This window comes from Hyphomicrobium denitrificans ATCC 51888, assembly GCF_000143145.1.
Lineage (GTDB): Bacteria > Pseudomonadota > Alphaproteobacteria > Rhizobiales > Hyphomicrobiaceae > Hyphomicrobium_B > Hyphomicrobium_B denitrificans.
The window spans coordinates 2584539-2597191 of sequence record NC_014313.1 but is presented as its reverse complement, the minus strand read 5'-3'; the positions used below and the strand labels follow the sequence as shown (position 1 = coordinate 2597191).

Below are 12653 nucleotides of genomic sequence, written 5' to 3'. Positions count from 1 at the left end.
TGATTGCGCCGGGCGACTCCCCTTCGGGGAGCCGGCCGCCCGGCGCGTCGATCCTCGCCTACGCAATATTTTCGCGCCTTCCGGCCGGCTCTTCGGAGAAGAGTCGGAAGGCGCAAATAAAAAAGCCCCGCAGTCGCTGCGGGGCTTTTCTATTTTAAGGTCTGTTATTGGACGACGAACTCGTTCGTCGAGGGAAGAGGCCCTTTGCCCCAATAAGACGTCGCGTTCGCACGATCGAACGTCGCGCCGTCGCCCTTGGCTTGATAGAGCGAGACCCAAAGCGGGCTGCCTTGCTTCACTTCACCCGAAATCGGGATTTTCACGTCGCGATGGTCGCCCGCGGTGAGGGCCATCGATCCCAACACCGTATTGTCGGGTTTGCCGTGCTGATCGCTTCCGTAGACGACCGCGAAGCTTTTCTGCGGAGCGTAGGCGTAGGTGAGCTTTACGTTCGAACCGTCGAGCTTCTGGTTGAATACAATGACGGATGCGGGAGCGATGGTCGCGTTGCCTCCCTGTTCCTGCATCGCGAAGGCGGGCGCGGTCAGGCTCGCAAGTCCACAGGCAAGCGCAATCACGGAAACACTCAAACGTGCCGGCATAACAGGCTCCTTGTCTCCTGCGGCGTCTCCCATTGAGACTGCCGATACATTCGACTTGGGCGTACCTGAGGCGCGTTCAATCGACGCCGTTGCTGAACTTTCCTCACGATTGCGAGAGTTTTTGTGAGAGCGCTGCGGACCGTCACGCGGCCTCGGCTCGGCGCGACCGCAATTTATAGCTGTGTACAGTTCGCCGCACCTGTTCGGTTTAGTAAATAATTCCTGTACATTTATTCTTGCGCATTACTGCAAAATTCGAAGACGAGCATCCGCATGAACAGTCATGCGCTGATGAAGGGGCGACTTTTTCTCAAAATCCAAGAAGAAAGGGAAGACTAGATGTCGGAAGATATTCTGTCCAAGCTCAAGGAGTTACATCAGGGCGTTCAATCGCGCATTGAGGCCACCTCGGACTGGAAGGCGATGAAAGCGGTCGAACGTGCGATCGGCGATCTGTCAGCCGCTCTGGCACCCGCGGAAGCTGCAATAGTCGAAGAGCAAGCGCCGGAGCAGGCCATTGCTGCTGCGGAAGCAGAAACTGAAGCTCCCGCAGCCGATGAGCCTGCGCCACCTGCAGAGGAAGCGACGGCGGAAGCTACTGCCGAGACCGCCGTCGTCGAAGAACCGGAAGCGGTCGCCGCAGAAGCAACAGCCGAAGAAGCTCCTGCGGAAGCCGCGGCGGAACCAGTGGCGGACGACACAGCATCCGAACAAGCCGCAGCTTCCGAACCGGCAGGGGACGCGACCGCAGACGATTCGGCGCCTGCTGAAGTTGCTGCGGAGGCGGCTGACGCCGAAGCGGTTTCCGATGCGGCGGCTGCTGAAATCGAAGCCGATCCTGTGTCTGAACCGGCTGCGGACGACACGGCATCTGCCGACTCGGCCGAAGCCGCTCCGATAGAGGCAGCGTCAGAGGAGGCAACGTCAGCCGACGATGCACCAGCAGAAGCTTCAGCCGAAGCCGAAGCTCCAGCATCGGCGGAGCCCGTAGCGGAAGCTGCACCGGAATCCGAGGCTGCTCCCGCCGAAGAGGCAGCGGCGGAATCGGATCAGCCTGCGACCGAGCATTCGGCGGAGGCCGACGCACCAGCCGTGTCCGAAATTCCTGCCGAGGACAAGGCTCTCGTCGCTGAGATCGTCGCGAATGGCGCCGGCACTCCGAAACCGGAAGCACCCGCAGCAAATCCTTGATGCACCGCATCTCATTCTGACGCATCCGCTAGGAGCACGCAGAAAGCCCCATCCCGCGGGGCTTTCTTTTATGTCCATCGCGACTCATCGATCACATTTTACTTTCGGGACTTTTCAATCGCGGCTCTAGGAGCCAACCTAAAAGCACTCCGGGACGTCAACCAGAGAGAGGCAAAGCGATGGATGCCGTCGAAATTCAAGCGCACGCGCGACAGCTCTACGAAGCTCATGGTGCAAAAGCGCTGGCAGAGGCCGCACACAGAGTTCGCGAATTCGAAGAGCGCGGCGACAAGCGTCTCGTTGATGACTGGCGGAGAATTCAGTCGGCGCTGCAATTGATGCGCGGTCCGCACGTTAGCTGACGGGTGCCACGCGTCGAAATTTTTCAGCGATTGATCTTCGCCATCGCCGCGTAGCCAAATCGGCCCTGATGGAAAGAGGACACTAAGCCGTGCCGCTCGGCCACGGCGCGTACAACGTCGTGCAAGTTTCGACGCGGCGTCACGCTGAAGTGCGCGAGCCACGCAAGCATTGCCTTGCGCGCGACGTTCGGCATCTCGTCCATCGTTCCGAAGTCGACGACGTGCAACGCGCCGCCCGGCGCCAGCGTTGCGGCTGCCCGATCCAGCACAGCTTCCCACGTCGGAATCATCGACACCGCATATGAAATGAAAATTCGATCGAACGACGAAAGGCCGAACAGTGACTGCGGGTCGAACGCCGTCGCGTCGGCTTGTGCAACTTTGATCCTGTTGCTCTCGCCGCTTTTTGCGATCGAGGCGCGCGCGGTTTTCAGCATCTCCTCCGAGACGTCGAGCCCGAAGAAGCGCGCGTTCTGATAACGCCGCGCCGCGCAGATCAGATTGCGCGCCGTCCCGCAGCCGACTTCCAGCACGGTTCCATTCGCGGGCGGCGTCAGGTCGGCGATCATCTGATCGCGTCCCAGAAGATAATGCCGACGCGTCAGATCATAAATAAAGCGCTGGTGCCGATAGATGACATCCATGGCGCCGGCAGCAGTGTCCGACATCGGCGCTCCGTCAGTCGCGTTTCAGATAAAGGTGGAAGCCGCCGTAGATCGCCGAGCGATCCTTCGCGTGAATTTCAGCGGAGCGCGCCGCATCGTACGTCCAGCGCTCGAGCAGCGCACTCGAAACGCGTCCCGGCAGAATGCTCGGCTCGCCAGCGGTACGGAAAATGACGCGGGCACCCGGACGCGACGTGCGCGTGATCTCGCGCCACAGTGCGTTGAGCGTCGCATCGTCCATCCAATCCTGCGCATCGAGCAGGACATAACGATCGAGGCTTTCGGCGGGTTCGTTCGACAGAAAGCGGATCATGTTGTCATGGACGACGGTCACGCGGTTCGTGCGCGTTTTGACAGCCAGGAAGTTTGCCTTGTCGAGATAAGGCGGGCAGGGACCTTGTCCTTGCGGAGCGTAACGCCGCCCGAACGCCTGCCACGCAAAATAATTGTCCTTGAGATCGAAGCCCGTCGCGAGGCGCTGGGCGCGTTCCTTCAGAACTTCCGACATCGGCCGCGCGCCGTTGTCCGACAGCGCATCGTACTGCACGGGCGGGATGCCGAGCCCGAACAGCGAAGCCCGGTTGGACGTGATCCAGCGCAGCAGTGGATGGTCGAACGCCGGACCGATCTCGCGATCGAAAATCTCGCGCTGCTCGTCGATCGATTGTGCGTCTAGAATGCGCTTCGGATTGGCCCCGAGCATGCGCGCCATGACGTGTCCGCTCGTGATGAAGCGGCCGAGCAGTCCATAGCGGTAGAAATTGCGCGCGAAGCGCGAGATCCGCCGCCGTCCGCTGATGTCGCGGCCGTCCCAATAGGCGCGCGTCTCGGCGTCGAGATGCTGCGCGATCAGATCGCGATAGAGATGCACGTTACGGCGATCGTCGGCGGCGCCGAAAAAGCGATAGAACGTTGCGTGGTTCGGAAGATGCTGAGCGGCGGCGAGCTTCAATTTCAAAAGCGCGATATGCGTCTCGTTGAGATCGATCGCGATGATGCGCGCCGGGTTTCCGGTCAGGTAGCTCATCACGTTGCAGCCGCCGGACGCGATCGTCATCACACGGCTTTGCGGCGTGAATTCCAACGCCTCCATGTCCGCGCGTGGGTCTTCCCAGATCTGCGGATAGACCATCGAGCGGAAAGCAAAGGTGAAAGTTCGTTCGAGAAAGCCCGCCGCGCTCAATGCGCGGTTCTGGTGCACAGCCTCGCTGAGCAGGTCGACGCTGGTCGGTTCGAAGACTTTCGCGGATACGTTCACACACGATCTCCCTGATCGCCGCTTTCGCTACGGCATTTGAATTCTTAGGCGGCCTCGATCAGCCAACGTCCCGACGCGGCCTGCGTCGCGCGCTGACCGATGTGCTCTTTCCATCGGATGATTTCGAATTGGCCGTCGAAGCGCTCGCCGATCGCGGTGCAGCTTTCGACCCAATCCCCGCAATTGAGATAATGAATGCCGTCGATCATACGATTGTTCGCATGATGGATGTGGCCGCAGATGAGACCATCGGCCTCGCGGCGGCGCGCTTCGGAAGCGAGCGCATCCTCGAATTCGCCGATGAAGTTGACGGCGCTTTTGACCTTGAGCTTCAGGAACGCCGATAGCGACCAATGCCCAAGGCCCAGCATGCGCCGCGCGTAATTCAGCGGCACGTTCAAGGCCAGCGCCGCATCGTAAGAACGGTCGCCGAGGAACGCGAGCCAGCGCGCATAACGCACCACGACGTCGAATTCATCGCCGTGCAGAACGAGGTAGCGCTTGCCGTTGGCGCCTTCGTGGATAGCGTCGCGGCGAAGTTCGACGCCGCCGAAGTTCATGCCCGCATAGTCGCGCAGACCGTCGTCGTGATTGCCGGGAATGAAGACGACGCGCGTTCCCTTGCGCGCCTTGCGCAGAAGCTTCTGCAGAACGTCGTTATGACTTTGTGGCCAGTGAGGGCCGCGACGGACTTTCCAGAAATCGACGATGTCGCCGACGAGGTAAAGTTGCTCGCTCTCGACGTAGCGCAGGAAATCGAGAAGGGCTGGCGCTTGCGAATTGCGCATTCCGAGATGGACATCGGAAAGGAATACGGCGCGGTAATTCAGTTCCCCGGATGCGGTCGCGGCGCTCAAGTTCGGCCCCCAATCGCCAAGCTTTTCATGCCAAGCGAAGGACCGGATTCATGTTACACGCGTATGACGGCAGCCTGCGACGCGTCGCGACTGGAGCGGTTAATTTCACTCATATGTGGCGGCGCGACCTAAAATTCAATGCGCTGGAAAATGTGTTCCCAGACGAACAAGAGCGCGGTGTCGACAACGGCAACCATCAGAAATGCGAGAGAGATCGGGTAGGTCGACGATTCGGGCAGCCCGAGTTCAGATCCTCGGGTGGCGACGGCGAGAGCCGCAGTGAGACTGAAAAGTGCGAGAACTGCGAAAACGATCTGAACGTATTTTAGCGAACGAGCACGTTCGTGACGAAAATCATCCATCCGGGCATTCCCCTCGACGCGGTACAAACGAAACCCCGGGCTGGGACCATAAGCACTGTGCTGAGCAGTTTGAAGTAAAATTTAATGCTTTGTTAATGAACTACGTTTGTCGCAAAAGCTTTAAACTTTTCTAATTGCAAGGCGCGATCGGCCGGAAACGCGGCCGCAATCCACCACGTCTCGAACGCCCTCAGAATCTCGCCGACGGACGGGCCCGCTGGTATCCCGAGGGCAAGAACGTCGCTGCCGCTGAAGGGCATCTTCGGCGGGCTCCAGCGGTCCACCAGAAGCGCGCGCTTGCGCCAGGCTGCATCGGTGGCGGCAGCATTCGAGCGCGCCCACGCGACGACTGCGGCCCGTCTAAAGGCCTCGGAGCCGAGACGGTAGAGCGCGGCGCAGGCAGCGGCTTCGGGCTGCGCGGGATCGAGACCCGGATCAAAGCTTGCCGCGGACCGGAGCGCGGACGCTTCGCTGTTGGAAAGGCGAAGCCTCTGCGCCAGCTCATCGACGTCGCCCGGGCCCGAAACGGCGAGCGCCGCCAGTCCGCAGATCACGTCTGGCGGCTGACCGAGGCCGGCTTCGATTGCCTGCAGCCGCGCCAGCCTCTCGGGATGCAAAGTGCCGGGAAGCACGAGCGCCAGAATTTCGCTCTCGTACATGGCCCGAACGACCTCAGCAGCATAGGGCGCCGCGAGCAGCTTCAGGAACTCGGCGCGAATGCGCTCGGCTGCGAGCTTGCTTAGACCTTGCTTGAGCTTGATCGCGGCCGCCAGTCCGTCGACGTCGAGATGGCCTTTGCCGTATTCGGCGCTGAAGCGAAAAAACCGCAGAATACGCAGGTAGTCTTCGCGAATGCGTGCTTCACCATCGCCGATGAAGCGCACGCGCCGCCTGCGAAGGTCGGCAATCCCGCCCATCGGATCGTAGATCGCCCCATCCGGCGCGCAATAAAGCGCGTTGATCGTGAAGTCCCGTCGCTGCGCATCCTCGTCCCACGACTGGGTGAATGCGACGGTCGCATGGCGTCCGTCGGTTTCGATATCGCGCCGAAGCGTCGTGACCTCAAATCCGACGCCATCGGAAACGAGCGTCACCGTGCCGTGCTCGATGCCCGTCGGATGCGCGCCGAGCCCCGCGCGTCGCGCAAGCTCGATGACGGCGTCCGGAACGGCCGGCGTAGCAAGATCGACGTCGATGACTGGGCGATCGATCAGCGTATTGCGAATTGCGCCGCCGACAACGCGAACCTCCGCCTGAGCCGCATCGAATGCCGCGAAAACGTTGCGAAGTGGTTTGGCGTCGAGCCATCCTGCAATGAGGCGCGGACGGGTCGCGGTAAGCTGCGTCATGACTCAAGGTTTTTCGGGTTGCGGTTCCTGCGCGCGAATTGTGCGGTCGGGTTCGAGATTTCTATCGTGCATCGATTGCGGAACATAGACGTCATTCGGCGCATTGGAGGTTCGCGTTGAGAAAGCCACGAGCGTCGTCAGCATGAGCGCAGCACCCGCGATGAACAGCTTGAGCAGCGGCGCATTGCGCATGATTTCGCCGAGCCCTTTCCATTCATCGTCCCGGAATGCCACCCACGCGATGTAGAACAGCGTCGGCAGCAGAAAGAAAAAGATGTTCTCGAAAACGATGCGGATCATGCGCTGAACAGTCTCCGATAAAGCGCGCGGATGATTCCGGCGGTCGCGCCCCAGATATAGCGTTCGCCGTAAGGCATGGCATAGAACCTCCGCTCGTTGCCGCGCCAGGTCCGGCTGTCGATTTTATGGTTGGCTTCGTTCATCAGAAACTGAAACGGCACTTCGAAGATGTCGGCGACTTCCGCCGGATCTGGAACGAGATGAAATCCCGGTCGCACCAGCGCGACGGACGGCGTGATGATGAAACCCGTGCCAGTGCGATACGTCGGGAGATATCCGAGAGGCTCGATGAACGATCCGTCGAGCGCGATTTCCTCCCGTGCCTCCCTGACCGCAGCGGCCATCGGACTCGCATCATCGGTCTCAACCTTTCCTCCTGGGAAAGCGATCTGCCCGGCATGTGAGGAAAGATGTCCCGTCCGCTCCGTCAAAATGATGCTCAACGGCGCGTGCGCGACGATTGGAATGAGCACGGCCGCATGCCGGACGTCGGAGGAAAAAATTCCGGCATCCGGATTGAGATCGTCATCGCCCGACGCATGCGTTCCATTAATCACCGGCGGCTCCGCCAGCAGACGCGCACGGGCGAGCTTTTCGAAAACTTCGGCGTTTAGGTCCGTTGACGTCACATTCGGGGCGGAAAGAGAGGACATTTTACGAATTGTAACCATATGTCTGGCGTGATCCGCGACTGGCCGGTTACCGCTGAATCACGATACCTTCTCGAACGTACCGCAAACAGAAGCCCGTCTGTCAGGAAAATTGGAACCGCGTGGCAACGAATGGTGTGACAGGGGCGCTTCGGGCGCTGGCTTTCTCGGCAGCCCTCGTGGCCATTTGGCTCGCCGCGAGCGTTGCGCCGGTCAGCGCTGCCTCGACGATCGATTTCCTCGCGGCACTCTCGGATTCCGAAATGGACGAGTTTCGGGCGTGGAAGGACGCGCGCAACGTCTTTAACGATCGGACCGACGCTTATTGGGACGCCGTCGAAGCGAAGCGGCAGGGGCGGCGCAAGAAGCGCGCCGCGAAGATCCCGTTCGAGCCAACCGATTACGTGATGAGCTTGGCGCCGAAGTATACCGGACCAACGCTCTCGGCGGAGCTTGCGAAAAAATACTACAGCTTCGTCGAGCGTCAGAAGACGGCGGAGCCTGCGCAGCAGCGCGAGCTTGCGACCGTTGCCGATTATCTGGAAGCCGCCAAGCGGGTCTACAACTTTACGCCCGAGCGCGTCAGCGAACGCGAATTCAAGCAGCGCTACGCCGAGGAGGCGCACGCCTTGGGATTATCCAAGGAACAGGTCGTGCGCGTCTATGCGCTGGAGACGGGCGGCAACGGCACCTACGACATGCAATCGGGCATTCACCCGATCAAGAAGACGGGACGCGCGATATCGAGCGCGCTCGGCTATGCGCAGCTTCTCGATGCAAACTCGATCAATGAGCTTGCGCGCAGCGGCGAGACGTTCATCTCGCTGCTGAACCGGAAATTGCGCGATCCCGAAAATACGCCCGAGCGGACGGCCGCGCTGAAACGCAAGCTCGCCGTTCTGAAGCGCATGTACGCCAACGTGAAGCGCCTGCCGTTCGAATGGAGCGTGCAGCAGCGCTACGCCAAGACGGACAACGGCATGGGCATTCACACCCTGAACATCGACGCGGATATCGGTCCGATGCTCCAGGCTATGAAGCTCAGGACGCTGAAGGACACGGCCGCAAAGCAAGGTCGCCGATCTCTGACGGGGGCCGAACTCGAGCTGATGAACCTCGCAGGCCCGATGACGGGCCTCGAAATGATGGAAGAGCCGGGCGCCTCTGCGCCGACGACGAACTTCTTTGCCCGGCGTGCCTATTACGTGAACAAAATGGTCAACGGCTTGACCGGCGCCGAGCTGCAGGTCGAGCTTGACCGCCGCATGACGCAGTCGATCACGAGGCCGGGCGCGCAGGAATTCGCCGAAGCGTTCGATCGCCTCTACGCGCGGCGCAGCACGGCGGAGCGCTGAACCCCGCCGCGCGCTTCAATGCCTGACGTTACGCTTCGGTTTCGGCGCGCTCCAGGTATGGATAGTCCGTGTAGCCTTTCGGGCCTTGCGCGTAGAACGTCGCCGGATCTGGAGCATTCAGCGGCGCGCTGAGCTTGAAGCGTTCCGGCAGGTCGGGATTGGCGATGAACAGCTGCCCGAATGCGACGGCATCCGCACGACCGGAAGTGATCGCGGCTTCCGCCGTTTCCTTCGTGAACTTCTCGTTCGCGATGAAAACGCCTCCGAAAATCTTCTTGAGCTGTGGACCGATCGAGTCCGCCCCTTCGTGTTCGCGCGCGCAGAGAAACGCAATTCGGCGTTGGCCGGTCTGCTCGGCGACGTAGCCGAAGGTCGCGAGCGGATTGCTGTCGCCCATCGTGTGCGCGTCCCCGCGCGGAGCGAGATGCAATCCGACGCGATCCGCGCCCCAAACGTCGATGCAGGCATCGACGACTTCGAGCAGCAGCCGTGCGCGATTTTCGATGGGGCCGCCGTAAGCGTCGGTGCGCAGGTTGGTGCTGTCCTGCAAGAACTGGTCGAGCAGATAGCCGTTGGCGCCATGAACTTCGACGCCGTCAAAGCCTGCACGCTTCGCATTCTCCGCGCCGCGGCGGTATTCGGCAATGACGCCCGGAATTTCGCTGAGTTCGAGCGCGCGCGGAACGACATAATCGGTTTTGGGGCGGATCAGGCTGACGTGCCCCTGCGGCGCGATCGCGCTTGGCGCTACCGGCAGCGCGCCGTCGAGATAGCTCGGATGCGAAACGCGTCCGACATGCCAAAGCTGCAGAAGCATCGTGCCACCCGCCGCGTGCACCGCATCGGTGATGCGCTTCCAGCCCGCGACCTGCTCGTCCGACCAGATGCCGGGTGTATCGGGATAACCGACGCCCATCGGAGTGACCGACGTCGCTTCGGACAGGATCAGACCCGCAGCCGCGCGCTGAACGTAATAGTCGCGCATCAAATCGTTCGGCACGCGTCCTTCGCTTGCACGGCAACGCGTCAGTGGCGCGAGAACGATACGATTTCTAAGCGTAAGGGCACCGGCGCGAAGCGGATCAAAGAGCGTTGTCATTTTGAATTCCCGGATTGGCTAGGAAGGATATGGCGGAACGCGAGCATTGAGATTTGGTGCTGGGTAAGATGTGGTACGCCAATCAAGGCGGCAACTGTGGCGATGCGGCGCCCCATCATTATGAGATCGCTGCGTTTCGGCCAGCGCAATGCTCACGCGACGTTCGCGGAAGCATTTCTGTCCTTCACCTCGTCGTCCGCTGAGAATGCGACGGCGGATAGGAGGCTCGGCGGCCGGTAGTATATTTCCTTTACGGTGCTGCCGCGAGATTCACGCACTGTTTGGCCGAAACGCGCCAGCGCACTCTTATGGATCGTTTCATTGAGAGACACGAGTTCGGGAGCGAGCTTGCTCGTTCGCCATGTCCTGAACCATCGCCGCCGTCCCTTGGCGATGGCGCGGAGATCCTGGCCGACGAGCCGCATGTAAGGCACCAGCCGCGAAAATGCGTAGACCCAGCCCGATGCTGAATGGTGCTGCAGCCCGAGCGGATCGGGCTTCGTCGAGCGCTTCAACTGACGCATGTCGATCGCGAGGCCAGTCAAGGCGCTGACGCGCTCCGCCATCCAGAGCAGCGCGATGTCAGAGAGTTCACTCTCGGGCCAGCCGCCGCCGATATCGGAGTGCGTTCCTGAGAACCATGTCTGCTCGACGTGCTGATGCGCCGCGAGCGTCGCGCCTTCGGGCAGAGTGAAGAATGTCGGACGGAACGGCCCGCGCGTTTCGTCGATCGACAAACCATGAAGCGCGACGTCGATTGTGTCGTGCAAGCGCATGTCGTGATACGCGAGACGCCGGCTGATGCGCGACGCGCCGGAAAAAGGATTTCCGATGTTGCCGACGGTATCCCAGACGCCGACGCATCGGATGCGAACCGGATAGTGGCAAACAGCACTCAGGCGCGCCAACGTATCGACGTCGCGTTTATGTTCGCTCTGGCGATAGAGCTTCCAGGCCTCATCGAACGAAAAATCGCTTTGCGCGGGCGCGATGCCGAACAGCGTTACGAAACTCGCAAGGCTGCGCGCTTCGAAAGCGCCGCGCGAAAATCCGAAGAGATAGATTTCGTCTCCCGGCTCGTAGACGTCGCGCAGGAATTGATACGCGAGCTTGATGCGCGCGCCGACCTCGATGCCGATGGCGCCCCTGAGAAACGCGAAGCGCAAATTCTCCGTCGTCGCGATGCCCGCGATATATCGCACGAGCTGGCGCACGCCTTTGCGGTCTCTCGGCAGAATGGCGTTATGGAGCTTCGCGACGTTCGTCTGCGGAGACGGGCCGCCACCTTCGTTCCAGGTGCCGTCGAGCGAGCAGACAAGACGTTTCATTCTGCCTCCCCGGCAAAGGCCGTTTCCGGCGCACGCAAGACACGACGGGGTATGCATTACCCACGCGTCACCAGTCCGATTTCAGGCACGGGTGACGAGCTATTTCTAGCCAGCGTTATAAGGCTCTGGCGTCGGCGGTCCAGAATGGCCGGGCGGGCGCTCGGGTTGTGGCACGAGCGGCTGGCCAAATGGCAACAGGACTAGGGGTTGCCTGTGAGGAAACCTTGCGTCTACGGCCACTTCACGACGGGGGGCATCGACGAGAGAATGCTTTCGACATTGCCGCCGGTTTTCAGCCCGAACATCGTGCCGCGGTCATACAGAAGATTGTATTCGACGTAGCGTCCGCGCCGGATGAGCTGCTCTTCGCGCTGCTCCTCCGAATAGGGCATCGAATAGTTCCCGCGAACCAACATCGGATAGACGCTGGCGAACGCCTTGCCGACATCCTGCGTGAACGCGAAAGCTGCGTCCCAACCGCCTTCCGCGTCGGCAGGCGTGAGGTGATCGTAGAAAATGCCGCCGATGCCACGCGCCTCGTTACGGTGCGGCAGAAAGAAATACTCGTCGCACCACTCTTTGAGCTTTTGATAGTCGGCGACGGAATGCGGCGCGCAGGCGCCATACATCGCAGCGTGAAAGGCCATCGTGTCTGCGTCCGACTGCGTTCGGCGCTTGTCGAGCACGGGTGTGAGATCAGCGCCGCCGCCGAACCACCATTTCGACGTGACGATCATGCGCGTGTTCATGTGAACAGCAGGCACGTTCGGGTTTCTGGGATGCACGATGAGCGAAATGCCCGATGCCCAGAACGCGGGCGATTCCTCGGCACCCGGAATCTGCTTGCGGAACTCGGGAGAGAATTCGCCGTAGACTGTCGAGGTGTGAACGCCGGCCTTCTCGAACACGCGGCCGTGCAGCATGCTCATGACGCCGCCGCCGCCGTCGTTTCCAGCCGCATCCTTACGCGGCCACGGCGTCGCGACGAAGCGGCCCGGAGCATCGCCACCATGCGGAGCGGTTTCCGGCAAGCCGGCTTCGAGTTTCTCGAATGCCGCGACGATGTCGTCGCGAAGGCGTTCGAACCAGGCGCGCGCCTGCGCTTTGTGCTGTTCCAAGGCGGTATCGGATGCGTTCATCAGCTATTCTGCATAAGGTCTTGTTTTTGACTGAAAGGACCCTTAGCCCTAACGGGCATCCACGATCAACATCCGGTCGCCGCCGCCAGTCGGATTTCCGCACTTGCGACGACGCGCCGCTTTTGCGTTTGCGATA

14 protein-coding genes are annotated in these 12653 nt (G+C 61.0%); 3 read left to right on the top strand and 11 right to left on the bottom strand.

Annotated features, from left to right (window positions below; genetic code table 11):
• Positions 1–164 precede the first annotated feature (164 nt).
• Entirely contained in the window at positions 165–602 is a 438-nt protein-coding gene (locus tag HDEN_RS12550; protein ID WP_013216500.1) for a DUF7282 domain-containing protein, read from the bottom strand.
• Between the two features lie 339 nt (positions 603–941).
• Here HDEN_RS12550 and HDEN_RS12545 point away from each other — a divergent pair, with 339 nt between their 5' ends.
• Together HDEN_RS12545 and HDEN_RS12540 are read left to right on the top strand one after the other, a co-directional pair.
• Positions 942–1793 carry a hypothetical protein gene (locus HDEN_RS12545; RefSeq protein ID WP_013216499.1) on the top strand — a complete coding sequence of 284 codons (852 nt, stop codon included), beginning with the start codon at positions 942–944 and terminating at the stop codon, positions 1791–1793.
• Positions 1794–1972: 179 nt separating this feature from the next.
• A complete protein-coding gene (locus HDEN_RS12540; RefSeq protein WP_013216498.1) occupies positions 1973–2155 on the top strand; it encodes a hypothetical protein in 183 nt (60 codons plus the stop codon).
• A gap of 23 nt (positions 2156–2178) precedes the next feature.
• Here the strand turns inward: HDEN_RS12540 and HDEN_RS12535 are convergent, their stop codons facing one another.
• The 7 genes from HDEN_RS12535 to HDEN_RS12505 form a co-directional block, all read right to left on the bottom strand.
• Positions 2179–2823: a class I SAM-dependent methyltransferase gene (locus HDEN_RS12535; protein ID WP_013216497.1), complete on the bottom strand. Its 645-nt coding sequence runs from the start codon at positions 2821–2823 to the stop codon at positions 2179–2181.
• A gap of 10 nt (positions 2824–2833) precedes the next feature.
• A complete protein-coding gene (locus HDEN_RS12530; protein WP_013216496.1) occupies positions 2834–4078 on the bottom strand; it encodes a BtaA family protein in 1245 nt (414 codons plus the stop codon).
• A 44-nt stretch (positions 4079–4122) separates the two neighbouring features.
• Complete coding sequence (locus tag HDEN_RS12525; protein WP_013216495.1) at positions 4123–4935, bottom strand: UDP-2,3-diacylglucosamine diphosphatase; 813 nt, start codon at positions 4933–4935, stop codon at positions 4123–4125.
• Positions 4936–5063: 128 nt separating this feature from the next.
• On the bottom strand, positions 5064–5297 hold the full coding sequence (locus tag HDEN_RS12520; RefSeq protein WP_013216494.1) for a hypothetical protein: 234 nt from the start codon (positions 5295–5297) through the stop codon (positions 5064–5066).
• 92 nt (positions 5298–5389) lie between these two features.
• Positions 5390–6646, bottom strand: a complete 1257-nt coding sequence (locus tag HDEN_RS12515) for a CCA tRNA nucleotidyltransferase (protein ID WP_013216493.1) — start codon at positions 6644–6646, stop codon at positions 5390–5392.
• A 3-nt stretch (positions 6647–6649) separates the two neighbouring features.
• Positions 6650–6946: a hypothetical protein gene (locus HDEN_RS12510; RefSeq protein WP_013216492.1), complete on the bottom strand. Its 297-nt coding sequence runs from the start codon at positions 6944–6946 to the stop codon at positions 6650–6652.
• Entirely contained in the window at positions 6943–7599 is a 657-nt protein-coding gene (locus HDEN_RS12505; protein ID WP_041921656.1) for a CoA pyrophosphatase, read from the bottom strand. The genes HDEN_RS12510 and HDEN_RS12505 overlap by 4 nt, the downstream gene beginning before the upstream one ends.
• A 119-nt stretch (positions 7600–7718) precedes the next feature.
• Here HDEN_RS12505 and HDEN_RS12500 point away from each other — a divergent pair, with 119 nt between their 5' ends.
• Positions 7719–8951, top strand: coding sequence for a hypothetical protein (locus HDEN_RS12500; protein ID WP_013216490.1), 1233 nt, complete (start codon positions 7719–7721; stop codon positions 8949–8951).
• A gap of 28 nt (positions 8952–8979) precedes the next feature.
• Here the strand turns inward: HDEN_RS12500 and HDEN_RS12495 are convergent, their stop codons facing one another.
• The 3 genes from HDEN_RS12495 to hemF form a co-directional block, all read right to left on the bottom strand.
• Positions 8980–10050 (bottom strand): alkene reductase, encoded by a 1071-nt coding sequence (locus HDEN_RS12495; protein WP_013216489.1) that lies wholly within the window; start codon positions 10048–10050, stop codon positions 8980–8982.
• Positions 10051–10202: 152 nt separating this feature from the next.
• Positions 10203–11378, bottom strand: a complete 1176-nt coding sequence (locus tag HDEN_RS12490; protein ID WP_013216488.1) for a DUF2235 domain-containing protein — start codon at positions 11376–11378, stop codon at positions 10203–10205.
• Between the two features lie 230 nt (positions 11379–11608).
• A complete protein-coding gene (gene hemF / locus HDEN_RS12485; protein WP_013216487.1) occupies positions 11609–12517 on the bottom strand; it encodes an oxygen-dependent coproporphyrinogen oxidase in 909 nt (302 codons plus the stop codon).
• Between the last annotated feature and the right edge of the window lie 136 nt (positions 12518–12653).

Bases quoted from the DNA above. Each gene is read 5' to 3' on its own strand.
- HDEN_RS12550 (WP_013216500.1), bottom strand. From the start codon at position 602: ATGCCGGCACGTTTGAGTGTTTCCGTGATTGCGCTTGCCTGTGGACTT.
- HDEN_RS12545 (WP_013216499.1), top strand. From the start codon at position 942: ATGTCGGAAGATATTCTGTCCAAGCTCAAGGAGTTACATCAGGGCGTT.
- HDEN_RS12540 (WP_013216498.1), top strand. From the start codon at position 1,973: ATGGATGCCGTCGAAATTCAAGCGCACGCGCGACAGCTCTACGAAGCT.
- HDEN_RS12535 (WP_013216497.1), bottom strand. From the start codon at position 2,823: ATGTCGGACACTGCTGCCGGCGCCATGGATGTCATCTATCGGCACCAG.
- HDEN_RS12520 (WP_013216494.1), bottom strand. From the start codon at position 5,297: ATGGATGATTTTCGTCACGAACGTGCTCGTTCGCTAAAATACGTTCAG.
- HDEN_RS12515 (WP_013216493.1), bottom strand. From the start codon at position 6,646: ATGACGCAGCTTACCGCGACCCGTCCGCGCCTCATTGCAGGATGGCTC.
- HDEN_RS12510 (WP_013216492.1), bottom strand. From the start codon at position 6,946: ATGATCCGCATCGTTTTCGAGAACATCTTTTTCTTTCTGCTGCCGACG.
- HDEN_RS12505 (WP_041921656.1), bottom strand. From the start codon at position 7,599: ATGTCCTCTCTTTCCGCCCCGAATGTGACGTCAACGGACCTAAACGCC.
- HDEN_RS12495 (WP_013216489.1), bottom strand. From the start codon at position 10,050: ATGACAACGCTCTTTGATCCGCTTCGCGCCGGTGCCCTTACGCTTAGA.
- HDEN_RS12490 (WP_013216488.1), bottom strand. From the start codon at position 11,378: ATGAAACGTCTTGTCTGCTCGCTCGACGGCACCTGGAACGAAGGTGGC.
- hemF (WP_013216487.1), bottom strand. From the start codon at position 12,517: ATGAACGCATCCGATACCGCCTTGGAACAGCACAAAGCGCAGGCGCGC.